The sequence below is a fragment of the Pseudomonas mucidolens genome (genome assembly GCF_900106045.1).
Classification (GTDB): domain Bacteria; phylum Pseudomonadota; class Gammaproteobacteria; order Pseudomonadales; family Pseudomonadaceae; genus Aquipseudomonas; species Aquipseudomonas mucidolens.
The window spans coordinates 3,896,015-3,919,176 of record NZ_LT629802.1; the positions used below are offsets into that span (position 1 = coordinate 3,896,015).

Annotated in this window: 23 protein-coding genes and 1 tRNA gene; 16 read left to right on the forward strand and 8 right to left on the reverse strand. The window is 60.0% G+C overall.

The features are described 5' to 3' along the window. The first annotated feature begins 47 nt into the window (after positions 1-47). Positions 48-1,208, forward strand: a complete 1,161-nt coding sequence (algW, locus tag BLU75_RS18045) for a Do family serine endopeptidase AlgW (protein ID WP_084379342.1) — start codon at positions 48-50, stop codon at positions 1,206-1,208. Positions 1,209-1,283: 75 nt separating this feature from the next. Continuing rightward, on the forward strand, positions 1,284-3,392 hold the full coding sequence (locus BLU75_RS18050; RefSeq protein ID WP_084379341.1) for a TonB-dependent siderophore receptor: 2,109 nt from the start codon (positions 1,284-1,286) through the stop codon (positions 3,390-3,392). Between the two features lie 146 nt (positions 3,393-3,538). Here the strand turns inward: BLU75_RS18050 and hemH are convergent, their stop codons facing one another. Then, a complete protein-coding gene (gene hemH / locus BLU75_RS18055) occupies positions 3,539-4,564 on the reverse strand; it encodes a ferrochelatase (RefSeq protein ID WP_084379340.1) in 1,026 nt (341 codons plus the stop codon). Positions 4,565-4,578: 14 nt separating this feature from the next. Continuing rightward, positions 4,579-5,478, reverse strand: coding sequence for a TIGR01777 family oxidoreductase (locus BLU75_RS18060; protein ID WP_084379339.1), 900 nt, complete (start codon positions 5,476-5,478; stop codon positions 4,579-4,581). 211 nt (positions 5,479-5,689) lie between these two features. On the opposite strand from BLU75_RS18060, the gene BLU75_RS18065 reads away from it, so the two are divergent. The 7 genes from BLU75_RS18065 to BLU75_RS18095 all read left to right on the forward strand — a co-directional run bounded on the left by BLU75_RS18065 (position 5,690) and on the right by BLU75_RS18095 (position 11,605). After that, positions 5,690-6,676 (forward strand): NAD(P)/FAD-dependent oxidoreductase, encoded by a 987-nt coding sequence (locus BLU75_RS18065; RefSeq protein WP_084379338.1) that lies wholly within the window; start codon positions 5,690-5,692, stop codon positions 6,674-6,676. Then, on the forward strand, positions 6,673-6,888 hold the full coding sequence (locus BLU75_RS18070) for a TIGR02450 family Trp-rich protein (RefSeq protein WP_084379337.1): 216 nt from the start codon (positions 6,673-6,675) through the stop codon (positions 6,886-6,888). Before BLU75_RS18065 ends, BLU75_RS18070 begins: the two co-directional genes overlap by 4 nt. Before the next feature lie 113 nt (positions 6,889-7,001). Further along, positions 7,002-7,973, forward strand: coding sequence for a YbgA family protein (locus BLU75_RS18075; protein ID WP_084379336.1), 972 nt, complete (start codon positions 7,002-7,004; stop codon positions 7,971-7,973). A 3-nt stretch (positions 7,974-7,976) separates the two neighbouring features. Then, on the forward strand, positions 7,977-8,912 hold the full coding sequence (locus BLU75_RS18080; RefSeq protein WP_084379335.1) for a MerR family transcriptional regulator: 936 nt from the start codon (positions 7,977-7,979) through the stop codon (positions 8,910-8,912). Then, the gene (phrB, locus tag BLU75_RS18085) at positions 8,913-10,358 is read left to right on the forward strand and encodes a deoxyribodipyrimidine photo-lyase (RefSeq protein WP_084379334.1); all 1,446 of its coding nucleotides are present in this window, start codon (positions 8,913-8,915) and stop codon (positions 10,356-10,358) included. It abuts the gene before it with no gap. 42 nt (positions 10,359-10,400) lie between these two features. Continuing rightward, on the forward strand, positions 10,401-11,183 hold the full coding sequence (locus BLU75_RS18090; protein ID WP_084379333.1) for an SDR family NAD(P)-dependent oxidoreductase: 783 nt from the start codon (positions 10,401-10,403) through the stop codon (positions 11,181-11,183). A gap of 116 nt (positions 11,184-11,299) precedes the next feature. Then, complete coding sequence (locus tag BLU75_RS18095; protein WP_084379332.1) at positions 11,300-11,605, forward strand: YkgJ family cysteine cluster protein; 306 nt, start codon at positions 11,300-11,302, stop codon at positions 11,603-11,605. 75 nt (positions 11,606-11,680) lie between these two features. On the opposite strand, the gene BLU75_RS18100 is transcribed toward BLU75_RS18095, so the two are convergent. The 6 genes from BLU75_RS18100 to hemA all read right to left on the reverse strand — a co-directional run bounded on the left by BLU75_RS18100 (position 11,681) and on the right by hemA (position 17,041). Further along, entirely contained in the window at positions 11,681-12,199 is a 519-nt protein-coding gene (locus BLU75_RS18100) for an acyloxyacyl hydrolase (RefSeq protein WP_084379331.1), read from the reverse strand. 106 nt (positions 12,200-12,305) lie between these two features. Continuing rightward, positions 12,306-13,100 carry a glutamate racemase gene (gene murI, locus BLU75_RS18105; protein WP_084379330.1) on the reverse strand — a complete coding sequence of 265 codons (795 nt, stop codon included), beginning with the start codon at positions 13,098-13,100 and terminating at the stop codon, positions 12,306-12,308. Further along, positions 13,093-13,848 (reverse strand): molybdopterin-synthase adenylyltransferase MoeB, encoded by a 756-nt coding sequence (locus tag BLU75_RS18110; RefSeq protein ID WP_084379329.1) that lies wholly within the window; start codon positions 13,846-13,848, stop codon positions 13,093-13,095. The genes murI and BLU75_RS18110 overlap by 8 nt, the downstream gene beginning before the upstream one ends. Next, entirely contained in the window at positions 13,842-14,672 is an 831-nt protein-coding gene (prmC, locus tag BLU75_RS18115; protein ID WP_084379328.1) for a peptide chain release factor N(5)-glutamine methyltransferase, read from the reverse strand. Before prmC ends, BLU75_RS18110 begins: the two co-directional genes overlap by 7 nt. Then, positions 14,673-15,755 carry a peptide chain release factor 1 gene (gene prfA / locus BLU75_RS18120; protein WP_084379327.1) on the reverse strand — a complete coding sequence of 361 codons (1,083 nt, stop codon included), beginning with the start codon at positions 15,753-15,755 and terminating at the stop codon, positions 14,673-14,675. Continuing rightward, a complete protein-coding gene (gene hemA, locus BLU75_RS18125) occupies positions 15,752-17,041 on the reverse strand; it encodes a glutamyl-tRNA reductase (protein ID WP_084379326.1) in 1,290 nt (429 codons plus the stop codon). The genes prfA and hemA overlap by 4 nt, the downstream gene beginning before the upstream one ends. Positions 17,042-17,351: 310 nt before the next feature. Here hemA and BLU75_RS18130 point away from each other — a divergent pair, with 310 nt between their 5' ends. From BLU75_RS18130 to pth, 7 genes are all read left to right on the forward strand, one after another. Further along, positions 17,352-19,076, forward strand: coding sequence for a tetratricopeptide repeat protein (locus tag BLU75_RS18130; protein WP_084379325.1), 1,725 nt, complete (start codon positions 17,352-17,354; stop codon positions 19,074-19,076). Positions 19,077-19,080: 4 nt separating this feature from the next. Then, on the forward strand, positions 19,081-19,698 hold the full coding sequence (gene lolB / locus BLU75_RS18135) for a lipoprotein insertase outer membrane protein LolB (RefSeq protein WP_084379324.1): 618 nt from the start codon (positions 19,081-19,083) through the stop codon (positions 19,696-19,698). A gap of 1 nt (position 19,699) precedes the next feature. After that, positions 19,700-20,548: a 4-(cytidine 5'-diphospho)-2-C-methyl-D-erythritol kinase gene (gene ispE / locus BLU75_RS18140; RefSeq protein ID WP_084379323.1), complete on the forward strand. Its 849-nt coding sequence runs from the start codon at positions 19,700-19,702 to the stop codon at positions 20,546-20,548. A gap of 38 nt (positions 20,549-20,586) precedes the next feature. After that, positions 20,587-20,661: transfer RNA gene (locus tag BLU75_RS18145), tRNA-Gln, on the forward strand. A 46-nt stretch (positions 20,662-20,707) separates the two neighbouring features. Continuing rightward, positions 20,708-21,649 carry a ribose-phosphate pyrophosphokinase gene (locus tag BLU75_RS18150; RefSeq protein WP_003171603.1) on the forward strand — a complete coding sequence of 314 codons (942 nt, stop codon included), beginning with the start codon at positions 20,708-20,710 and terminating at the stop codon, positions 21,647-21,649. A 138-nt stretch (positions 21,650-21,787) separates the two neighbouring features. Continuing rightward, a complete protein-coding gene (locus BLU75_RS18155; protein WP_084379322.1) occupies positions 21,788-22,396 on the forward strand; it encodes a 50S ribosomal protein L25/general stress protein Ctc in 609 nt (202 codons plus the stop codon). 168 nt (positions 22,397-22,564) lie between these two features. Beyond that, positions 22,565-23,149: an aminoacyl-tRNA hydrolase gene (gene pth / locus BLU75_RS18160; protein WP_084379321.1), complete on the forward strand. Its 585-nt coding sequence runs from the start codon at positions 22,565-22,567 to the stop codon at positions 23,147-23,149. The last annotated feature ends 13 nt before the right edge of the window (positions 23,150-23,162 follow it).

The following is a 23,162-nucleotide window of genomic DNA, read 5'->3' on the forward strand; positions in this document are numbered from 1 at the left end:
ACATTATGGGCGCTCTCCCGCCCCCTGCAACCTGTCAGGATTACTTGATGCTCAAGGCGCTGCGTTTTTTTGGATGGCCATTGCTGGCCGGCGTACTGATCGCCATGCTGATTATTCAGCGTTACCCCGAATGGGTCGGTCTGCCGAGCCTGGACGTCAATCTGCAACAGGCACCGCGAACCACTGCGGTGCAACAAGGCCCGGTCACCTATGCCAATGCCGTGATCGTCGCGGCGCCGGCCGTGGTCAACCTGTACACCACCAAGGTCGTCAACAAGTCGGCGCATCCGTTGTTCGAAGACCCCCAGTTCCGACGCTTTTTCGGCGACAACTCGCCCAAGCAGCGGCGGATGGAGTCAAGCCTGGGTTCAGGCGTGATCATGAGCCCGGAAGGCTACATCCTGACCAATAACCACGTGAGCACCGGGGCCGACCAGATTGTCGTGGCCCTGCGTGATGGCCGGGAAACCCTGGCACGCGTGGTAGGCAGCGATCCGGAAACCGACCTCGCGGTGCTGAAAATCGATCTGAAAAATCTGCCGGCGATCACCATCGGTCGCTCCGAGAGCCTGCGCGTCGGTGACGTCGCGCTGGCCATCGGCAACCCGTTCGGGGTCGGCCAGACCGTGACCATGGGCATCATCAGCGCCACCGGGCGCAATCAATTGGGCCTCAACAGCTACGAAGACTTTATCCAGACCGATGCCGCGATCAACCCCGGCAACTCGGGCGGGGCGCTGGTGGACGCGAATGGCAACCTGACCGGAATCAACACCGCAATCTTCTCGAGATCCGGCGGTTCCCAGGGCATCGGTTTCGCGATCCCGGTGAAACTGGCGATGGACGTGATGAAGTCGATCATCGAACACGGCCAGGTGATACGTGGCTGGCTGGGCATCGAAGTTCAACCGCTGAGCAAGGAACTGTCCGAATCCTTTGGACTGACTGGGCGTCCGGGGATCGTCATCGCCGGCATCCTGCGCGACGGCCCGGCAGAAAAGGCCGGCATGCAGATTGGCGATGTGATCCTCAGCATCGACGGGGAGCCCGCGGGTGATGGTCGTCGCTCGATGAATCAGGTGGCGCGGATCAAACCGACCGACAAGGTGGCCATCCAGGTGATGCGCAATGGCAAGGAAATCAAACTGTTGGCTGAAGTCGGCCTGCGCCCACCACCTGTCACGGCACCGGTGAAGGACGAGGAATAAACCCAGCGTCCTAAAGAGATAAATTCTCATTGGTCATGTTATATTGTTTCAATAATGACATTGGAACGCTAGACCATGACGTCTCGAAAGTTTGCTCCCCTGGCCGGTATCGCCCTCGGATTGTTGGTAGATCCGGTACTCGCCGAGGATACCGGCGCCCTTGAACTGGATGCCATCAGCGTCACCGCCGATGCTTATGAGTCCGCCACCGGACCGGTCACCGGTTACCGCGCGACCCGCTCGGCCAGCGCGACCAAGACCGACACCGCCCTGCGGGATATCCCACAATCGATCAGTGTGATTCCCGCCACGGTACTCAAGGATCTGGGCAGTACCAATGTCGAGCGCGCCCTCGAGTTCGCCGGCGGCGTGTCCAAGCAGAACAATTTCGGCGGCCTGACGTTGTATGAATACAGCGTGCGCGGCTTCACTACCTCGGAGTTCTACCAGGACGGTTTCAGCGCCAACCGTGGTTACCCCAGCACCCCGGACGCAGCCAATCTCGAACGCATCGAAGTGCTCAAGGGCCCGGCCGCCAGCCTGTATGGGCGTGGCGATCCCGGCGGCACCGTCAATATCGTCACCAAGAAACCACAACCCGAAGCCTTCACCAGGCTGCAGACCAGCGCCGGCAGTTGGGATCGCTACCGCACCGCGCTTGACGTCAACACTCCGCTGGACAGCGAAGGCCGGGTGCTGACGCGGGTCAACCTGGCGATGGAAGACAATCACAGCTTCCGCGACCACGTGCAGAGCAAACGGGTATTCGTCGCCCCGTCCATCAGTTGGCAGTTGGACCCGGATACCAGCCTGTTGGTGGAAAGCGAATTCGTGCGCCACAGCTCGACCTTCGACCGCGGCCTGGTGGCCCCCGGCAATGGTTGGGGCGGCATGTCGCGCTCGACGTTCCTCGGTGAACCCAACGACGGCGACATCCGCAACCACAACAACCGCGTGCAAGCGACCCTTGAGCATCACCTGAACGATGCCTGGAATCTGCGTCTCGCCAGCCATTACAAGCAAGGCAGCCTGTGGGGTGATGCCTCGGAAAACCGCGCGCTGATCCCCGGCGAGCGCAGCATCGAGCGCCGCTATCGCGAACGTTCCATGGGCTGGCACGACAGCATCACTCAATTGGAATTGCGCGGGCTGTTCGATATCGGCAGTTGGCAGCATGAACTGCTGATCGGCACCGAGTACGAGGACTATCGCAAGAAGGAGCGGGTCACCGCGATTGCCGGCAGCTACCCCATCGATATCTATAAGCCGATCTACGGCCAGCCCAAGCCCAATGGCGAGCGCTCCGGCACCGACTTCTTCGAACAGGTGAAAAGCCAGGCGCTGAACCTGCAGGACCAGATTGTTTTCACTGACCGTCTGCGGGGCATGATCGGCGCGCGGTTCGAACACTTCGAGCAAAGCACCGACGATTTCACGCGCAACCACGCCAAGAGCCGCCAGACCCATGATGCCCTGACCCAGCGCGCTGGCCTTTTGTATCAGTTGACCCCGCAAGTCGGCGTGTTCGCCAACGCCTCCACCTCGTTCAAGCCCAACAATGGCCTCGACGCGGGCGGCAAATCGTTCAAGCCCGAGGAAGGTGTCGGTTATGAAGTGGGGATCAAGAGCGAACTTTTCGACGACCGCCTGAGCGCCACCCTCGCCGCCTTCCATATCGAAAAGGAAAATGTGCTTGCCACCGACCCGAGCACCGACACCCAGCGCGCCATCGGCAAGGCGCGCAGCCAGGGTTTCGACCTGCAACTGAGCGGACAGTTGACTGACGCCGTGCGGGTAATCGGCGCCTATGCCTACATCGACGCCGAAGTGACCAAGGGCGACAAGGACATTCCCGCCGGCAGCCGCATTCTAGGTGTGGCCAAACACAGCGGCAGCCTGTTGGGCGTGTATGAGTTTCAGAACGGTATGCTGCGCGGCTCGGACCTGGGCGCGGCGTTTACCTATGTCGGTGATCGCTCCGGCGAGGCCGGTAAAAGTTTTGAATTGCCGGCGTATCACACCGTCGACCTGCTGGCCCATTACAAGGCCAGCGAGAACGTCACTGTGGGGTTGAACCTCAACAACCTGTTCGATGAAAAGTACTACGAGCGCTCCTACAGTAACTACTGGGTCAACCCCGGCGAACCACGTAACTTCACCGTCAGCCTGACCCTTGACCTGTAATTTGTGGGGAGGGGCGAGCCCTCGACCACTGTAGGAGCGAGCTTGCTCGCGAAAAACGTCAACGATAACGCGTGTTTCCTGAATAAACGCGGCGCCTATGAGCTCTTCGCGAGCGAGCTCGCTCCTACAATGATAAAGGCACGCGCTTACAACGCCACCGGCGCTCTTTCGCAGAGGGTGTTAAGCGCTGCCGCCCACTGCGGATCGTCGTTCAGGCACGGCACCAACACCAACTCCTCCCCCCCGGCTTCGCGGAACTGCTCCAGCCCGCGATCACCGATCTCCTCCAGCGTCTCGATGCAATCGGCGACAAACGCCGAGCACATCACCAGCAACTTCTTCACACCTTGCTCGGCCAACGCTTCGAGGCGGGCCTCGGTGTAAGGTTCGATCCACTTCGCCCGTCCCAGACGCGATTGGAACGCCACCGACCATTTGCCATCCGGCAGGCCCATGCGCTCGGCGAAATTACGCGCAACGCTGAAGCACTGCGCGCGATAGCAGGTGGCGAGCACCTCGGCAGAGGCGTTCTTGCAGCAATCGGCATCCTTGAAACAGTGCTCGCCAGTCGGATCGAGCTTTTTCAGATGACGCTCAGGCAGGCCGTGGAAACTCAGCAACAAGTGATCAAAATCCTGCGCCACATAAGGCTTGGCGCTCGCCACCAAGGCGTCCAGGTATTCCGGCTCATCGTAAAACGGCTGCAGGATCGAGAACTGCAGGTTGAGCTTTTTGTCCCGCACCACACGCTTGGCTTCTTCGATGACGGTAGTGACGGTGCTGTCGGCAAACTGCGGATACAGCGGCGCCAGGGTGACTTTCTGAATACCCTGGGCTGCCAGGCGGCTCAGCGCACTTTCAAGCGACGGCTCGCCGTAACGCATGGCCAGTTCGACCGGACCGTGGGTCCACTGGGCCGTCATCTGCTGTTGCAGGCGGCGACTGAGCACCACCAGCGGCGAGCCTTCATCCCACCAGATCGAGGCGTAGGCATGGGCCGACTGCTCGGGGCGCTTGATCAGAATCAGCGACACCAGCAATCGCCGCACCGGCCACGGCAGGTCGATCACGTAAGGGTCCATCAAAAACTGATTGAGGTAGCTGCGCACATCGGCCACCGAGGTGGACGCCGGTGACCCCAGGTTGACCAGTAATAACGCGTGATCCGTCATGCAACATCCTATCTCTAGAGGCGGCTGGACAAGTCGTCCAGAGCCGCGTGCAACTCAGTGAACTGAAAAGTGAAACCGGCGGCCAGCAACCGCTCGGGGACGGCCTTCTGACCGCCCAGCAACAAGCCAGACAATTCGCCCAGTCCCAGGCGCAAGGCAAAAGCCGGCATCGGCATGAACGCCGGGCGGTGCAGCACCTGGCCCAGGGTCTTGGCAAATTCGCGATTACGTACCGGATGAGGCGCGCAGGCATTATAAGGACCGCTGGCGTCAGACTGGTGCAGAAGAAAATCAATCAGGGCGATTTGATCCTTGATATGCACCCACGGCATCCACTGCCGACCGTTGCCGATAGGCCCACCCAGCGCCAGTTTGAACGGCAGCAACAGGCGCGACAAAAAGCCGCCCTCGGCCGCCAGCACCAGGCCGGTGCGTAGCAGCACCACACGTATGCCCAGCGCTTCGGCGCGTTGCGCCGTTTCTTCCCAGGCAATGCATAACTGGCTGGGAAAATCGTCCAGCACCGGGCCGCTGTCTTCGGTCAGTTCACGTTCACCGCCATCGCCATACCAGCCCACTGCGGAACCGGAAATCAACAGCGCCGGTTTCTGCTCCAGGCTTTCAAGCCAGGCCAGCAAGGTTTCGGTGAGACTGATCCGACTGCTCCACAGCAATGCCTTGCGTTTATGCGTCCAGGGACGGTCGGCAATCGGCGCGCCCGCGAGGTTGACCACCACATCCACCGGGGCCGGCACCTCCTCCAACCGAGCAACGCCCTGCACCTGGGCACCGCAGAGCTTGGCCACCTGTTCGGGGCGGCGGCTCCAGACGGTCAGCCGATGACCCTGAGTGAGCCAGTACTGGCACAACTGGCGTCCGATCAACCCTGTACCGCCGGTCAGCAAAATATGCATGAGTTCATCCTCGTGTAACGTTCGCCGGCCATCACTGGTCTATTTTATTAACAGGGTTCTTTTTCAATCTGGCGCAACGTTGGTTTAACCCTCAGGTTTAACCATAGGACATGCCAAACGTTCAGGCACACCAAAACTTATACCAAAAAACAATATTGTACAGCTATTGGTGTCGGCGTAGTCTGTACCCAAAGGTAAAACGAGGCCTCCCATGACTGTTCCCATCGCGATCATCGGTACCGGCATTGCCGGACTCTCGGCCGCCCGAGCGCTCAAAGACGCCGGGCACGTTATCCAACTCTTCGATAAAAGCCGCGGCAGCGGCGGACGCATGTCCAGCAAGCGCAGCGCTGCCGGCGCGCTGGACCTCGGCGCCCAGTACTTCACCGCTCGCGACCGGCGCTTCGTCGAAGAAGTGCAGCGCTGGCAGCTCAATGGCTGGGCTGAACAGTGGAAACCGCAGTTGTACAATTTCCAGTCCGGGCAGCTGAGCCCGTCTCCCGATGAGCAGACCCGCTGGGTCGGCACACCACACATGAGCGCCATCACCCGCGCCCTGCTGGATGATTTCCCCGTGGAGTTCAGTTGCCGCATCACCGAGGTATTCCAGGGCAAGCAGCACTGGAACCTGCTGGACGCCGACGGCGGCAACCACGGCCCCTTCAGCCACGTGATCATCGCCACACCGGCGCATCAAGCCACCACGCTGCTGGCGGCCGCGCCCAAACTGGCAAGCGTCGCCGCTGGGGTGAAAATGGAGCCAACCTGGGCCATTGCCCTGGCCTTCGACACGCCTCTGAACACCCCCATGGAAGGCTGCTTCGTGCAAGACAGCCCACTCGACTGGCTGGCTCGCAACCGCAGCAAACCGGGACGCGACACCACCCTCGATACCTGGGTGCTGCACGCCACCAGCGCCTGGAGCAAGGAGCATCTGGACCTGCCCAAGGAAGCGGTTATTGAACTGTTGCACGGCGCCTTCGCCGAGTTGCTGCATTGCCCAATGCCCGCACCGTCCTTCAGCCTCGCCCATCGCTGGCTCTATGCCCGGCCGGCTGGTAGCCATGAATGGGGGGTGCTGGCGGATGCCGATCTAGGTGTCTACGTGTGTGGCGACTGGTGCCTCTCAGGACGGGTTGAAGGCGCCTGGCTGAGTGGCCAAGAGGCGGCTCGGCGATTGATAGAACACCTGCAATGAACCGCTTCAGTCCGGCCAAATGGCTGCTGTCAAAATGGACTGCAGCCCAGCCTCGGCACAAGGAAAAGCACGTTCTGGTGACCGAATTGTTTCGTGATGAGCAAGGCACGGTAGTGGAGATCGAACTGCAAGTCGTGCTGACCCGGCGTGAAGAACACCTGCCCTGGCAAACCTTGCAGAACGCCGACGCCTGGACAATGGGCTGGAAATAACCTTGCCGCCCAAAACTGTACAAAATATTTGTACTTGTACAATATCAAACCTATGATGCTCCTTAGTTGTACAGATAACGCACTCTGTATAGGAATCTCCCAGAGGTTTGGTCATGCACGACACAGCGTCCACCACCGGCAAACCCAAGATCGCCATCAGCGCCTGCCTGTTGGGCGAGAACGTGCGCTTCAACGGTGGACACAAGCAATCCCCTCTGTGCAGCCAGACCCTCAGCGAATACTTCGATTTTGTGCCGCTGTGCCCGGAAGTCGCCATCGGCCTGGGCATACCCCGCGAAGCCATCCGCCTCGTCGGCGATCCGCAACAACCGCAAGCCGTTGGAAGCGTGCACCGCGAATTGAACGTGACGCAGCCGCTGCATAATTACGCTCGGCAAATGGCCGCCGAACACACTGATCTCTGTGGTTATATCTTCATGCAAAAATCGCCGTCCTGCGGATTGGAGCGGGTCAAGGTCTACCGCGATAACGGCACGCCGGCCGAAAGCGGCGGGCGCGGTATCTACGCCCAGGCGTTCTGTGCCCGCCACCCCGACTTGCCCGTGGAAGAAGACGGTCGCCTGCACGACCCGGTGCTGCGGGAAAACTTTCTGACCCGGGTCTTCGTCTACGCCGACTGGCAACAGTTACGGGTCGAAGGCCTGACCCGGCATGGCGTGCTCTGCTTCCACGCGCGCTACAAATACCAACTGATGGCCCACAGCCCGGCCCACTACAAAAGCCTCGGCAACATGCTCGGCAACATGCGCCAGGCTGAGGATCTGGATAACCTCGCGGCACGCTATTTCAGCGAGTTGATGGCAGGGCTGAAAAAGTGCGCCACCCGTGGCACCCACTCCAATGTGTTGCAACACATCAGCGGCTATCTCAAACACGTCATCAGCGCCGAAGACAAGCAGGAAATGCAAACCCTCATCGGTCAATACCGCCATGGCATCGTGCCGTTGGTGGTGCCGCTGACCTTGCTCAAGCATCACTTTCGCCAGCATCCGGACCGCTACATCGCGCAGCAGGCCTACCTGCAACCGCACCCGGAAAACCTCAGCCTGCGTAATGCGATTTAGCCCATGAAGGTTTCCGTGCAAGATCCCGTCGAATCATCGCAAGACATGGCCGAGGCACTGCAACAGGGTTGGCTGCCAATTCGCGAAGTGGCGCGCCAGACCGGCGTCAACGCCGTGACCCTGCGCGCCTGGGAGCGGCGCTACGGACTGATCGTGCCGCAGCGCACGCCCAAAGGCCATCGGCTGTTTGGTGCCGAGCATGTGCAGCGCATCCTCGCCATCCTCACGTGGCTCAACCGCGGAGTGCCCGTCAGCCAGGTCAAACAGTTGATCGACAACGCACACACCGCCGACGCCAGCATCGAAAACGAATGGCACAGCTTGCGACACACTTTATTACAGGCCATCACGCAGCTGGCCGAGCGTCGGCTCGACGACACCTTCAATCAAGCCATGGCGCTGTACCCGCCACGCACACTGTGTGAACACCTGCTACTGCCGTTGCTCAAGGACCTGGAGCAGCGCTGGCAAGGGCAATTCGGCGCGCAGATGGAGCGGGTGTTTTTCTATTCCTGGCTGCGCAGCAAGTTTGGCGCGCGGATATATCACAACAATCGCCAGCTCAATGGCGCGCCGCTGCTGCTGATCAATCACTCCGACCTGCCGCTTGAGCCCCATCTATGGTTGAGCGCCTGGCTGGCGAGCAGCGCCAATTGCCCCGTGGAAGTCTTTGACTGGCCGCTGCCGGCGGGCGAATTGGCGCTGGCGGTCGGACACCTGCAGCCGCGCGCAGTGCTGCTGCATTCCAGCACGTCGATCAATTGGGGGGCACTGCCGAAGCTGTTGAGCGGCATTGACTGCCCCATCGGGATTGCCGGGCCAACGGTGCGCATCCACCATGTCGAACTGTCGGGATTGACCCGTGACATTCCCGAATTGTTTCTGGCCGAAGACCCGTTATCGGCCCATCAGATATTGATCCTGCGTGGACTTCTCTAAATGCACTTGATCTGGCTGCGTAGCGATCTGCGCCTGCATGACAACACCGCCCTCGCCGCCGCCTGCGAGCGCGGCCCGACGGTGGCCGTATACCTGATCAGCGCGGATCAATGGCTGGCCCATGACGATGCGCCGTGCAAGGTGGACTTCTGGCTGCGAAATCTGCAGTGCCTGAGCCAGGCATTGGACAAATTGAATATTCCCCTGCTGATCCGTCATGCCGCGACGTGGGACCTGGCGCCCGAGGTGCTGCGTGATCTGTGCCGAGAAATGTGCATAAAGGCGGTCCACGTCAACGATGAGTATGGAATCCATGAAGCCCGGCGTGACACGCAGGTTGCCCGGGCCCTGGACGCTGACGGGGTGACTTTCCAGCGTTACCTGGATCAGTTGCTGTTCCAACCCGGCAGCGTATTGACCAAAACCGGTACCTACTTCCAGGTCTACAGCCAGTTCCGCAAAGTCTGCTACGAGCGCCTGCACACGGCCCTGCCCCGTCTGGTGGCGACACCCAAGGCCCAGGCGCCGCTGTCGATCGACAGCGATCCGATCCCGCAACAGGTGAGCGGGTTTGCCGCTCCCGGCGAAAGCTTGCGGGCCCTGTGGCCTGCCGGCGAAGAAGAAGCACAGCGGCGCCTCGAACAGTTTTGCGACGGCCAGATCAGCTACTACCCGGACGCGCGCGACTTCGCGGCCAAACCCGGCACCAGCCAGCTTTCCGCCTACCTGGCCGCGGGTGTGGTCTCACCGCGCCAGTGTCTGCATGCGGCCCTGCAAAGCAATCAGGGCGAGTTCGAAAGCGGTGATGTCGGTGCGGTCACCTGGATCAATGAGCTGCTGTGGCGCGAGTTCTACAAGCATATTCTGGTGGGCTACCCGAGGGTGTCGCGGCACCGCGCCTTCCGCCCGGAAACCGAAGCCTTGGCCTGGCGCGATGCGTCCGAGGACCTGGCCGCCTGGCAGCAGGCACGCACCGGCTTGCCGATCATCGACGCCGCCATGCGCCAACTGCTGCAAACCGGCTGGATGCACAATCGCCTGCGTATGGTGGTGGCAATGTTCCTCACCAAGAACCTGCTGATCGACTGGCGCGAAGGTGAGCGCTTTTTCATGCGCCACTTGATCGACGGTGACCTGGCGGCCAACAACGGTGGCTGGCAGTGGAGTGCATCCACCGGCACCGATTCAGCGCCTTACTTCCGGATTTTCAGCCCGCTGAGCCAGTCGGAAAAATTCGACGGCGAAGGGCGTTTCATTAAGCAGTGGTTGCCGCAGCTCGAGGCCCTGAACAAAAAACAAGTTCATAATCCCGATGCCCTCGGCGGTCTGTTTGGCGTGGCCGATTACCCACGGCCCATTGTCGATCTGAAAAAGTCCCGCGAGCGCGCCCTGGCCGCGTTCCGCAGCCTGCCGTCGCGCCAGGCTGCGGGAGGTGCGGATGAGTGATTTCCCGCACCGGCTCGTCCGCTGCCTGAAAAGGAAAACCGTATGAGCCCGACCGTGCCTCGTCGTTACTGGTTAACCGGCGCCAGCAGTGGTATCGGCCTGGCCCTGGCCGAGGTACTGCTCGGCAGTGGCGCGCATGTGGCGCTCAGCGCTCGCTCCAGCAAGCCCCTGGAACAACTTGCCCGGCACTATCCTGGGCAAGTGCTGGTGGTCGCCGGGGACCTGACCAATAGTCAGGCTGTACGCGAAATCGGCGAGCGGATTGCGCAAACCTGGGGCAGCCTGGATTCGTTGATTCTCAATGCGGGCACTTGCGAATACGTCGATGCCAAGCAGCTGGATACCACCATCATCGAGCATGTGGTACGCACCAATCTGTTGGCCAGCAGCTATTGCATCGACACCGCGCGGCCACTTTTACACACCGGGCAGACGCCTCATCTTGTGGGGATTGCCAGCGCCGTGACCTACCTGCCGATGCCCCGCATCGAAGCGTCGGGCACATCCCGCGCCGGCCTGCGTTACTTATTTGAATCCCTGCGTAGTGATCTGTCACCCGAAGGCATCGACGTCACCGTCGTCAGCCCGGGTTTTGTCGACACCGCGCTGACCGCGCGCAACGATTTTCCGATGCCGTTGAGCTGGCCGGCAGACAAGGCTGCCCGGCATATTTTCGCCGAGCTGGACAGCCGCCCACTGGAAATCACCTTCCCGGCGCTGTCCATCGCCACGCTCTGGCCGCTGTCGAAACCGCCGAGCCGGGCCCAACTGATCATCGGCAAGCGCATGTTGCGCAGCCCGCCGCCACACAAGGACGACCTGTGAAAAAGTCGCCATTTCGGGCAATGACATTGCTCGGCCAGGCAGCGCTCAAAGTCTTGCACTAACGCCCGTCAGGACTTTCATACACTCAGCACCGGCTTGCCTTACACTGCGCGCCTATGACCCGAATCCCACATACTCAAATTGCCGATCCTACTGTCACCTGCGCCACCTGCGCGGCGTGCTGCTGCCAGCTGGAAGTCATGCTGATCACCGACACGGGCGTGCCTGATCGTTTTATCGACACTGACGATTGGGGTGGTGAGGTCATGCTGCGCCTGGACGACGGCTGGTGCGCCGCGCTGGACCGCGACACAATGATGTGCACGATCTATGAGAAACGACCGTTGATTTGCCGGGAGTTCGAAATGGGCGCGCCGGAGTGCATTGAGGAACGCCAAGGGCTTGCGACGATGTATCGCTGAAGCAATACCTACCTTTTTATCCCGTAGCAGCTGCCACGCTTTGAAAAGGCAACTGCTACGGAGCGTCGTCAGGATTTACAGCGCCATGGTGTAGTGCAGCGAATAGCTTTCGACACCGTCGTTATGGCTGCTGATTCCAGCATTGGAGTAGTGCGTGGCGCGAATGCCCACTTCATGCCCGCCAGCAAACCGCAGACCGAAACCCAGACGATCCTCGAACTGGAAAGCCTGGCCGATGTTGTTGTCTTCGATCTGGGTGCGGGAGAACAAGGCCACCCCAATCCCGGCTTCGATGTAAGGTTTTACCGACGCCCCGGCAAACTCATACACAAACACCGGCGAAAACGACAGGCTGCTCACGCTCGCGCGCTCGTCACCGTCCCAGAAAGTATAAGCGCCGCTCCAGTAACCGGTCAGGCGCCCCACGTCGCTCTGCCACCAGCTTTTATCCCAGTCCGACTGCACGCCCAGGCGATAGGTCATGGTCGAATGGCTGGTATGCCCTACACCGAATTCCAGGCCTGCGGCCTGGGCTGAAACCGAGTGCCCCACCACTACGGCTGCAATCGCAGCCAAACAGAACAAGCGCTTCATATGAAACATCCTTCCCACGAAGTTATAGGGGGTTGCCGCTCAAAAGCTATAGAAGCCGACATTTACGCAGAAGTTCAGTCTAATAAACCATTATTTCACGAACTTTTCACAGAGCAAATTTTTGCACAATGCCGGCATTTTTCCACAGTTTGGGTAGGATATTTCGGAGATGCTGCAGATCGCCGCTGGTCCAGAATTGTGTCGCTTGGGGATTGCCTTCAGCCAGCAGGTCGCCTTCAGCCAACAGGCGTTGTAACTGACGGGCCACCGCGGCGCCGGTGTCGATCAGGATGATCGAGGGGGGCAGCATCTGCGCCAGCAGCGGTTTGAGAAAGGGATAATGGGTGCATCCCAGGATAATCGTGTCGCACCCGGCTTCGAGCAGCGGCTCGACATACACCTGTAGCAACTGACGCAGCGCCGGGCTGTCGAGATCACCAGTCTCGATCAGCTCCACCAGTCCCGGGCACGGCTGGGTAACCACCCGCACATCGCTGGCAAAGCGGTCCAGCAACGCGGCGAATTTGGCACTTTGCAAGGTGCCGGTGGTGGCCAGCACGCCAACCACGCCGCTGCGAGTCGCTGCCGCAGCAGGCTTGACCGCCGGTTCCATTCCCACCAACGGCCAATCGGGAAAATCCCGGCGCAGCTCAGCCACTGCGGCAACCGTCGCGGTGTTGCAGGCGATCACAAAGGCCTTGGCGCCCTGCTCACGGAAAAATCCGGCGATCAGGTGCGACCGCTCACGAATGAATTCAGGAGTTTTCTCACCGTAAGGGATGTGCCCGCAATCCGCCACGTACAACAGCGACTCGTGGGGCAACAGACGCTGGATTTCGTCCAGTACCGAGAGACCGCCGACACCGGAGTCGAACACACCAATCGGTGCATCCTTAACCATGATGACTGCCGCACACGCTGCAACCCGGATCGCGCTTGACCCGCAGCTCACGGAAACGCGTGCTCAAGGCATCGATCAATAACAGGCGGCCTACCAGCGGCTCACCAAAACCGGCCAGTAGCTTCAAGGCTTCCAAGGCTTGCAGACTGCCGACCAGTCCCACCAGCGGGCCGACGACACCGGCTTCGCTACAGGTCAGTTCAGTTTCACTGCCGTGCCCGTATAAACAGTGGTAGCACGGGCTTTCTGGGCGACGCGGATCAAACACCGAGAGCTGTCCATCCAGGCGAATCGCCGCGCCGCTGACCAAGGGCTTGCCAGCAGCCACGCACGCCGCGTTCACCGCTTCGCGCGTGGAGAAGTTGTCCGAGCAATCGAGCACCACATCCACGCCGGCAACCGCGGCCGACAGCGAATCCGCGTTCAGTGCCGCACGATGGGCAACCAAGAGGACCTCGGGGTTGATCGCGTTCAGGCGACGGATCGCCGAGTCGACCTTGCTCAGGCCGACGCTGTCGGTATCGTGGATGATCTGGCGCTGCAAGTTGGTCAGGTCGACCGTGTCGAAATCCGCCAGATGCAGTTCGCCGACACCGGCCGCAGCGAGGTACAAAGCGACCGGCGCGCCCAGTCCTCCCAGGCCGACGATCAGCGCGCGACTGTTTTTCAGGCGCAACTGACCTTCAATGTCGACATGCTGCAACAGAATTTGTCGGCTATAGCGCAGCAATTCCTGATCGGTCAGCACGGCCGATGCCCCAGGCTGATACGCTCATGCCCACCGAGGTCGACACGGCTGTGAATCGCCTCGAAACCTTGCGCCAGCAGCAGTTCGCGAACAGCCGCGGCCTGGTCATAACCGTGTTCCAGCAACAGCCAGCCGCCACTCTCCAGATGCGCAGGCGCCTGGGCGATGATCAAACGCAGATCGTCGAGACCGTCGTGGCCCGCGACCAAGGCGCTGGCCGGCTCGAAGCGCACATCGCCGGCCACCAGATGCGGGTCGGTGGCGGCGATATAGGGCGGGTTGCTGATGATCAGGTGGTAAGTGTGATCCTTCAAGGCGCTGAACCAATGGCTGCTCAGCACCGTTGCGTTGTTCAGACGCAGGCGCTGGCGATTGCGCTCGGCCAGGGCCACGGCTTCCAGCACACGATCCACCGCGGTCACCTTCCAGGCCGGACGCTCGCTGGCCAGGGCCAGGGCAATCGCGCCGCTGCCGGTGCCCAGGTCGAGGACCTTGGCGGACGTGGCGGGCAGCAATTGCAGTGCGGCTTCCACCAACATCTCGGTTTCCGGGCGGGGAATCAGCGTGTGGGGCGCGACTTCCAGGTCGAGCTTCCAGAAACCTTGCTGGCCGAGGATATAGGCCACCGGCTCACCGGTGCGGCGACGCTGCAGGTAATCGGCAAAGAGCAGCGCGTCTTCGCTGCTGACGATCTTTTCCGGCCAGGTGTGCAGATAGCTGCGGGTCTTGCCCAGGGCCGCGGCCAGCAACAGCTCCGCATCCAGACGCGCGGTGGGCGAGTCTGGCAGCTCGGCGGCGCGTAACAGGCTGGCAATAATGGTCATTTATTCACCTATCGCGGCCAGTTGATCGGCCTGGTACTCGGCCAGCAACGGCTCGATCACCGCGTCCACGCCGCCGGCGAGGATTTCGTCCAGGGAATACAGGGTCAAGTTGACCCGGTGGTCGGTGACCCGACCTTGAGCAAAGTTGTAGGTACGAATGCGTTCGGAGCGGTCACCCGATCCCACCAGCAATTTGCGCTCGCTGGCAATCGCGTTGGCGGCGGCGCTGGTCTGCTGGTCATTGAGCTTGGCCGACAGCCAGGACATGGCCCGCGCACGGTTCTTGTGCTGGGAGCGCTCTTCCTGGCATTCCACCACAATCCCGGATGGCAAGTGCGTGATACGGATCGCCGAGTCGGTCTTGTTGACGTGCTGCCCACCAGCCCCCGATGAACGGTAAGTGTCGACGCGCAAGTCCGCCGGATTGATCTCGATGGCTTCCTGTTCGTCCGGCTCGGGCAACACGGCCACGGTGCAGGCCGAGGTGTGGATTCGGCCCTGGGATTCGGTCGCCGGGACACGCTGTACGCGGTGAACGCCGGACTCGAATTTCAGCTTGCCATAGACGTTCTCCCCCTCCACTCGGGCGATGACTTCTTTATAACCGCCATGTTCGCCTTCGTTTTCGGAGAGAATTTCCACGCGCCAGCCGCGTCGCTCGGCATAGCGCGAATACATGCGAAACAGGTCGCCGGAAAAAATCGCTGCCTCGTCACCGCCGGTACCCGCACGAATCTCCAGGAACACGTTGCGCCCATCGTTAGGGTCTTTGGGCAACAGCATGCGTTGCAGGTCGCCTTCCAGTTCAACAAGCTTGTCCTTGGCTTCGCGGACTTCTTCGACGGCCATTTCGCGCATGTCCGGGTCGCTGTCCTTGAGTAGCGCCTGAGCGCCCTCGAGGTCGGCCTGAACCTTCAGCAACTGTTTATAAGTGACCACAATGGGTTCAACTTCCGCGTACTCCTTCGAATAAGTGCGGAACTTGTTTTGATCGGAAATGACTTCGCCATCGCCGAGCAAGGCGGTCAATTCTTCGAAGCGATCCTGGAGAACGTCCAGTTTATTGAGCAGTGACGCTTTCATTGCGGTTTTTTATCCGAAGAGCTATCCGTCGCGCCCTCACCGAGGGCAAAGAGTTCCTGGGCCATGGCCAGCGCATCGAGGCGGCCTTCGGCAGTCAGTTTTTTAAGCTGTACGCTGGGTGCATGCAGTAACTTGTTGGTGAGGCCACGGGCCAATTGCATCAGGACCTCTTCCGCGCTGCTGCCATTGGCGAGCATACGCTGGGCCTTGCTCAATTCCTCGTCCCGCAGGCGCTCGCCTTGCTGGCGGTAGGCCTTGAGCACATCCACGGCGGCCAGCTCACGCAAGCGCACCATGAAGTCATCGGCGCCTACAGCAACCATTTCCTCGGCCGCCTGGGCGGCGCCCTGGCGACTCTTGAGGTTTTCAGCGACCACTTCGTGCAAGTCGTCGACGCTATAGAGGTAAACATCGTCCAACTCGCCGACTTCCGGCTCGATATCCCGGGGAACGGCGATATCCACCATGAAAATCGGCTTGTGCTTGCGCAGCTTCAAGGCACTTTCCACCGCGCCTTTGCCCAGGATCGGCAGTTGGCTGGCAGTGGAACTGATGACGATATCGCTGCGCACCAGTTCGGCCGGGATGTCCGCGAGCAGCACCGCATGGGCGCCAAACTCTTCGGCGAGGATGCTGGCGCGCTCCAGGGTACGGTTGGCCACCACGATACGCTTGACCCCGAGGTCATGCAGGTGCCGGGCGACCAGCGTGATGGTCTCGCCCGCGCCGATCAGCAGCGCCTGGCTGCGTTGCAGGTCGCTGAAGATCTGCTTGGCCAGGCTCACCGCGGCAAACGCCACCGACACCGGGTTTTCACCGATAGCGGTGTCGGTCCGGACCTGCTTGGCCGAATTGAATGTTGCCTGGAACAAGCGCCCCAACAGCGGCCCGACGGTCCCGGCTTCACGGGCCACGGCGTAGGCGGACTTCATCTGGCCGAGGATCTGCGGTTCGCCCAATACCAGCGAGTCGAGCCCGGCGGCCACGCGCATCATGTGACGAACGGCCGCATCGTCTTCATGCACATAGGCGCTGGCGCGCAGGTCATCGAGGCTCAAATGGTGGTAATCGGCCAGCCAGCGCAGCACGACATCCGACGAAAGATGCTCCTGCTCTATATAGAGCTCGCTGCGATTGCAGGTGGAAAGGATCGCAGCTTCGCGGCTGTCGGTAAGCCGACAGAGCTGCTGCAAAGCCTCAACCAATTGCTCCGGAGTAAACGCCACGCGCTCGCGGACGTCTACAGAAGCAGTCTTGTGGTTGATACCTAGAGCAAGGAAGGCCATTCAATATCGCTGATGATGTCGGGAAGCCGACAATTGTCCTACTTCGAAAGGGCCAGAACAACCACCGTTGTCTATTGTCCCAATACCTTGTGCCTATAAATGCATCTTGTAGGAGCGAGCTCGCTCGCGAAAATCGTCAACGATAACGCGGGAAGCCTGGCGCCCAGCGCCGTTCTCAGGTTTTTCGCGAGCGAGCTCGCTCCTACAAAGGCAAAAGGCCGCAATAGTCGTATTCCGAGTGCCCCGGTTATGTTTGGCCGGAGGCTTGTGTCATGATGATCCGACCGCAGGTTAGTCGTCCTCTTCCTATATGAATAGATCTTCCGCGTTGCTCCTCGCTTTTGTCTTCCTCAGCGGCTGCCAGACCATGGCCCCGGTGTCGCCGGAGAGTTCCCCGCCGGCGGAAGACAGCATTCCCGTCCCTGAAAAGCCCAAGGTTTACTCCTCGTTCAGTGAAGAAACGGTGTTCAGCCTGCTGAGCGCGGAGCTGGCTGGTCAGCGCAACCGTTTTGACATTGCCCTGGACAACTATGTCACCCAGGCCATCAATACCCAGGATCCAGGCATCTCCGAGCGGGCGTTCCGTATCGCCGAGTACCTGGGAGCCGATCAGGCCGCACTGGATACGTCGATGATCTGGGCGAAAAATGCCCCGGATGACCTCGAAGCGCAGCGCGCCGCGGCGATCCAGCTGGCGCGTACCGGACGCTACGATGACTCCATGTTTTATATGGAGAAAGTGCTGCAGGGCAAAGGTGACACGCATTTCGATTTCCTCGCGCTGTCGGCCGCCGATACCGACCAGGACACACGCGATGGCCTGATGAAAAGTTTTGACCGCCTGCTGCAAAAGCACCCGAGCAATAGCCAGTTGGTGTTTGGCAAGGCGCTGTTGCTGCAACAGGATGACGAAGCCGAGGCGGCGCTGAAGCTGCTGGAGCAACATCCGCCGGAAGCCGGTGAGGTGGCTCCCCTGCTGCTGCGGGCGCGCCTGCTGCAAAGCCTCAATCGCGGCAAGGAAGCTTTGCCATTGCTGCAAAAAAGCATCAAGCAATACCCGGACGACAAGCGTCTGCGCCTGACCTACGCGCGCATGCTGGTAGAGCAAGACCGCATGGAGGACGCCAAAGTGGAGTTCGCCAGTCTGGTCCAGCAATACCCGGACGACGACGAATTGCGCTATTCCCTGGCGCTGGTCTGCCTCGAAGCCAAGGCCTGGCAAGAGGCCAAGAACTACCTGGAAGAGCTGATCGCGCGGGAAAGCCATGTCGATTCGGCGCATCTGAATCTGGGGCGTATCGCCGAGGAGCTGGATGACCCGCAAGGGGCGCTGATCGAGTATGCCAAGGTCGGTCCCGGCAACGATTATCTGCCGGCCCAGTTGCGCCAAGCCGACATCCTGATGAGCAACGGTCGCACCGACGAAGCGGAAAAACGTCTGGCAGCGGCGCGCGAGGACCAGCCCGACTACGCCATCCAGCTTTACCTGATCCAGGCCGAGACCTTGTCGGCCAACAACCGGGGAGACCGCGCCTGGAAAATCCTCGCGCAGGCTCTGCTGCAATACCCCGACGACCTGAATTTGTTGTACACCCGCGCCATGCTGGCCGAGAAACGCAATGACCTGGCACAGATGGAGAAAGACCTGCGCCTGATCATCAAGCGCGATCCGGACAACGCCATGGCACTGAACGCCCTGGGCTACACCCTGTCTGACCGTACAACGCGTTATGCCGAAGCCAAGGTCCTGATCGAGCAGGCACACCGCATAAACCCGGAAGATCCGGCGGTGCTCGACAGCCTGGGCTGGGTGAATTACCGCCTGGGCAACCTGGTTGAAGCCGAACGCCTGCTGCGCCAGGCGCTGGAGCGCTTCCCCGATCAGGAGATCGCCGCTCACCTGGGCGAAGTACTCTGGGCTCAGGGCAAGCAACGCGAAGCCAGACAAATCTGGGGCAAGTTCCTCAAGGAACAACCCGAAAGCCCTATCCTGCGCAGCACCATCAAGCGCCTGACCGGATCCGAGACCCTTTAATTCTATGTTTTTGCGCCACGCCATCGTTTTCAGTTTTATCGCCCTGCTCGCCGGTTGCGCGGGCTTCGGGGCTCGCGAGTCCGTTGAAGGCCAGGGCAACCCGGCGCAATGGCGCCAGCACAAGGCGCAACTGAGCAGCCTCGACGGCTGGCAGATCAATGGCAAGGTCGGCATTCGCGCCCCGAAGGATTCGGGTAGCGGCACCCTGTTCTGGCTGCAACGCCAGGATTACTACGACATTCGCCTATCCGGGCCGCTGGGTCGTGGTGCCGCGCGCCTGACCGGCCGTCCGGGGCAAGTCAGCCTTGAAGTGGCCAATCAAGGCCGTTATGAAGCACCGACCCCGGAAGCCTTGCTGGAAGAACAGATGGGCTGGAAATTACCGGTCTCGCATCTGGTCTGGTGGGTGCGTGGCTTGCCCGCGCCTGACAGCAAAAGCCGCCTGAGCCTTAACGGCGACAGCCGCCTGGCCACCCTGGAGCAGGATGGCTGGCAGGTCGAATACCTGAGCTATGCCGAACAGAACGGTTACTGGCTGCCCGAACGCATCAAGCTGCACGGCACCGATCTCGACGTCACGCTGGTGGTCAAGGACTGGCAACCGCGCAAGCTGGGGCAATGACATGAGTGAACGCCTGACCCTGCCCTCGCCGGCCAAACTCAATTTGATGCTGCATATTCTTGGTCGCCGTGAAGACGGTTATCACGAACTGCAGACACTCTTTCAATTTCTCGACTACGGCGACGAATTGACCTTTGCCGTGCGCGACGACGGCGTGATTCAACTGCACACGGAATTTGAAGGCGTGCCTCACGACAGCAACCTCATCGTGAAGGCGGCAAAAAAACTTCAGGAACAATCCGACTGCTCGCTTGGCATCGATATCTGGATCGACAAGATCCTGCCCATGGGCGGCGGCATCGGCGGTGGCAGCTCCAACGCCGCGACCACCTTGCTCGGCCTGAACCACTTGTGGCAATTGGGCTGGGACGAAGATCGTCTCGCCGCGCTGGGCCTGACACTGGGTGCCGACGTCCCGGTTTTCGTGCGCGGACACGCCGCTTTTGCCGAAGGCGTCGGGGAAAAACTCACCCCCGTAGAACCCGAAGAGCCGTGGTATGTCGTGCTTGTGCCGCAAGTATCTGTAAGTACAGCAGAAATTTTTTCAGATCGGTTGTTGACACGTAACTCTTCTCCCATTAAAGTGCGCCCCGTTCCCAAGGGAAACAGTCGAAATGACTGCTTACCGGTTGTAGCAAGGCGTTATCCAGAGGTACGTAACGCTTTGAATTTGTTAGGTAAATTTACCGAAGCAAAATTAACTGGTACTGGAAGTTGTGTGTTTGGGGGCTTCCCAAGCAAAGCTGAAGCTGATAAAGTCTCGGCCCTTCTTACAGAGACCCTTACAGGGTTTGTAGCAAAGGGAAGCAACGTTTCGATGTTGCATCGCAAGCTGCAAAGTCTGCTCTAAAAAGGAACCGGGTACTGGGTACTCGTTGCAACAGATACAGGGGCGTCGCCAAGCGGTAAGGCAGCAGGTTTTGATCCTGCCATGCGTTGGTTCGAATCCAGCCGCCCCTGCCATTTTCCTATACTCATCCAGGTTACCCTCAGCCTCTAGGTACTGCGCGTGTCCAAGATGATGGTCTTTACGGGGAACGCCAACCCCGATCTGGCTCGACGTGTCGTACGTCAGCTGCATATCCCTCTCGGTGACATCTCTGTCGGCAAATTTTCCGACGGCGAAATTACAGCCGAGATCAATGAGAATGTCCGCGGTAAAGACGTCTTCATTATTCAGCCGACCTGCGCTCCGACCAACGATAACCTGATGGAACTCGTCGTGATGGCTGATGCCTTCCGCCGCTCCTCAGCGACTCGAATCACAGCCGTAATCCCCTACTTTGGTTATGCCCGTCAGGATCGCCGTCCGCGTTCCGCACGTGTGGCTATCAGCGCGAAAGTCGTGGCTGACATGCTCACCGTGGTAGGCATCGACCGTGTTCTCACGGTTGACCTGCACGCTGACCAAATCCAGGGATTCTTCGATATTCCGGTAGATAACATCTACGGCTCCCCCGTTCTGGTGGATGACATCGAAGATCAGCGCTTTGAAAACCTGATGATCGTGTCCCCGGACATTGGTGGCGTCGTGCGTGCACGGGCCGTGGCCAAATCCCTGGGCGTTGATCTCGGGATCATCGACAAACGCCGCGAGAAAGCCAATCACTCTGAAGTGATGCATATCATCGGTGATGTCGAAGGGCGTACCTGTATTCTGGTTGATGACATGGTCGACACCGCCGGCACCCTGTGCCACGCGGCCAAAGCCTTGAAAGAGCACGGTGCGGCTAAAGTCTTCGCCTACTGCACACACCCTGTGCTGTCGGGCCGAGCGATCGAGAACATCGAAAATTCTGTGCTGGACGAACTGGTGGTGACCAACACCATCCCGTTGTCTGCTGCTGCTCAAGCCTGTGCGCGTATCCGTCAACTGGATATCGCACCGGTAGTTGCCGAGGCGGTTCGCCGCATCAGCAATGAAGAATCGATCAGCGCGATGTTCCGTTAAGGGTCAAACCTTAGCGACATCAACCTGACGAAAAGCGCCCCGCCCCAGCATTCTGTTGGGGCGGGGCTTTTTTGCCCATATCGCCTTTAGCGCTGGTCGCAAACGCTGGGGCGAATGTGGTTATTTTGGAGATACAACATGAACGATTTTACCCTGAATGCCGAACAGCGTTCCGACCTGGGGAAAGGTGCGAGCCGCCGCCTGCGTCGTCTCGCAAGCCAAGTTCCAGCTGTAGTCTACGGTGGTGACAAAGCCCCTGAGTCCATCAGCATGCTGGCTAAAGAAATTGCCAAACTGCTCGAAAACGATGCGGCTTACAGCCACATCATCGAGCTGAACGTTGGCGGCAAGAAGCAGAACGTCATCATCAAGGCCCTGCAACGTCACCCGTCCAAAGGCCACGTGCTGCACGCTGACTTCGTTCGCGTAGTCGCCGGTCAGAAACTGACCGCTATCGTGCCTGTACACTTCGTCGGTGAAGAAGCACCGATCAAGAAAGGTGGCATCATTTCCCACACTGCCACTGAACTGGAAGTGAGCTGCCTGCCGAAAGATCTGCCTGAGTTCATCGAAGTCGACCTGTCGGCCGCTGAAATCGGCACCATCATTCACTTGTCCGACCTCAAGGCCCCTAAAGGCGTTGAGTTCGTTGCTCTGGCTCACGATGACGACAAGGCTGTTGCCAACGTCCACGCTCCACGTGTAGTCGCTGCAGATGAAGAAGCTGGCGAAACCGCTGCAGAGTAATTTCTCTCTGTAACGTCGGAGCTTGAGGAACATCGCGGACCGGAACGTAGCGAGAAAGCGGGCGATAACGCGAAGTTTATCTCTGGATAAGTTAGCTCCTTTCGTCCCCTTTCGCCGCACAACGGTTGCGGCGATGTTATCCACAACTCCAAAGGAAGGGCCCCTGTCGTGACTGCCATTAAACTGATCGTTGGCCTGGGAAATCCAGGCGCTGAATACGAACAGACCCGGCACAACGCGGGGGCCCTTTTTGTTGAGCGTATCGCCCACGCGCAAGGCGTCAGTCTTGTGGCCGAGCGCAAATATTTTGGCCTGACCGGACGCTTCTCGCATCAGGGTCAGGATGTTCGTCTGCTGATTCCCACCACCTACATGAACCGCAGCGGCCAGGCTGTCGCGGCACTTGCGGGTTTCTTCCGGATCAAACCCGAAGAAATCCTGGTGGCCCATGACGAACTGGACCTGCCACCCGGCGTTGCCAAGCTCAAACAAGGCGGCGGCCATGGCGGTCATAATGGTCTGCGTGACATCATCGCGCAGTTGGGCAATCAGAATACCTTTTACCGTCTGCGGCTCGGCATTGGCCACCCAGGCGTTGCCAGTATGGTTTCAAATTTCGTCCTGGGTCGTGCGCCACGCGCCGAACAGGAAAAACTCGATGCCAGCATCGATTTTGCCCTCGGCGTGCTGCCGGATATCTTCGCCGGTGAATGGAACCGCGCGATGAAAAACCTGCACAGCCAGAAGGCCTGACTTTTATCCGAGG

Excerpts from the sequence above, each read along its gene's own strand:
- algW (WP_084379342.1), top strand. The coding sequence starts at position 48 with ATGCTCAAGGCGCTGCGTTTTTTTGGATGGCCATTGCTGGCCGGCGTA.
- BLU75_RS18050 (WP_084379341.1), top strand. The coding sequence starts at position 1,284 with ATGACGTCTCGAAAGTTTGCTCCCCTGGCCGGTATCGCCCTCGGATTG.
- hemH (WP_084379340.1), bottom strand. The coding sequence starts at position 4,564 with ATGACGGATCACGCGTTATTACTGGTCAACCTGGGGTCACCGGCGTCC.
- BLU75_RS18060 (WP_084379339.1), bottom strand. The coding sequence starts at position 5,478 with ATGCATATTTTGCTGACCGGCGGTACAGGGTTGATCGGACGCCAGTTG.
- BLU75_RS18065 (WP_084379338.1), top strand. The coding sequence starts at position 5,690 with ATGACTGTTCCCATCGCGATCATCGGTACCGGCATTGCCGGACTCTCG.
- BLU75_RS18070 (WP_084379337.1), top strand. The coding sequence starts at position 6,673 with ATGAACCGCTTCAGTCCGGCCAAATGGCTGCTGTCAAAATGGACTGCA.
- BLU75_RS18075 (WP_084379336.1), top strand. The coding sequence starts at position 7,002 with ATGCACGACACAGCGTCCACCACCGGCAAACCCAAGATCGCCATCAGC.
- BLU75_RS18080 (WP_084379335.1), top strand. The coding sequence starts at position 7,977 with ATGAAGGTTTCCGTGCAAGATCCCGTCGAATCATCGCAAGACATGGCC.
- phrB (WP_084379334.1), top strand. The coding sequence starts at position 8,913 with ATGCACTTGATCTGGCTGCGTAGCGATCTGCGCCTGCATGACAACACC.
- BLU75_RS18090 (WP_084379333.1), top strand. The coding sequence starts at position 10,401 with ATGAGCCCGACCGTGCCTCGTCGTTACTGGTTAACCGGCGCCAGCAGT.
- BLU75_RS18095 (WP_084379332.1), top strand. The coding sequence starts at position 11,300 with ATGACCCGAATCCCACATACTCAAATTGCCGATCCTACTGTCACCTGC.
- BLU75_RS18100 (WP_084379331.1), bottom strand. The coding sequence starts at position 12,199 with ATGAAGCGCTTGTTCTGTTTGGCTGCGATTGCAGCCGTAGTGGTGGGG.
- murI (WP_084379330.1), bottom strand. The coding sequence starts at position 13,100 with ATGGTTAAGGATGCACCGATTGGTGTGTTCGACTCCGGTGTCGGCGGT.
- prmC (WP_084379328.1), bottom strand. The coding sequence starts at position 14,672 with ATGACCATTATTGCCAGCCTGTTACGCGCCGCCGAGCTGCCAGACTCG.
- prfA (WP_084379327.1), bottom strand. The coding sequence starts at position 15,755 with ATGAAAGCGTCACTGCTCAATAAACTGGACGTTCTCCAGGATCGCTTC.
- hemA (WP_084379326.1), bottom strand. The coding sequence starts at position 17,041 with ATGGCCTTCCTTGCTCTAGGTATCAACCACAAGACTGCTTCTGTAGAC.
- BLU75_RS18130 (WP_084379325.1), top strand. The coding sequence starts at position 17,352 with ATGAATAGATCTTCCGCGTTGCTCCTCGCTTTTGTCTTCCTCAGCGGC.
- lolB (WP_084379324.1), top strand. The coding sequence starts at position 19,081 with ATGTTTTTGCGCCACGCCATCGTTTTCAGTTTTATCGCCCTGCTCGCC.
- ispE (WP_084379323.1), top strand. The coding sequence starts at position 19,700 with ATGAGTGAACGCCTGACCCTGCCCTCGCCGGCCAAACTCAATTTGATG.
- BLU75_RS18155 (WP_084379322.1), top strand. The coding sequence starts at position 21,788 with ATGAACGATTTTACCCTGAATGCCGAACAGCGTTCCGACCTGGGGAAA.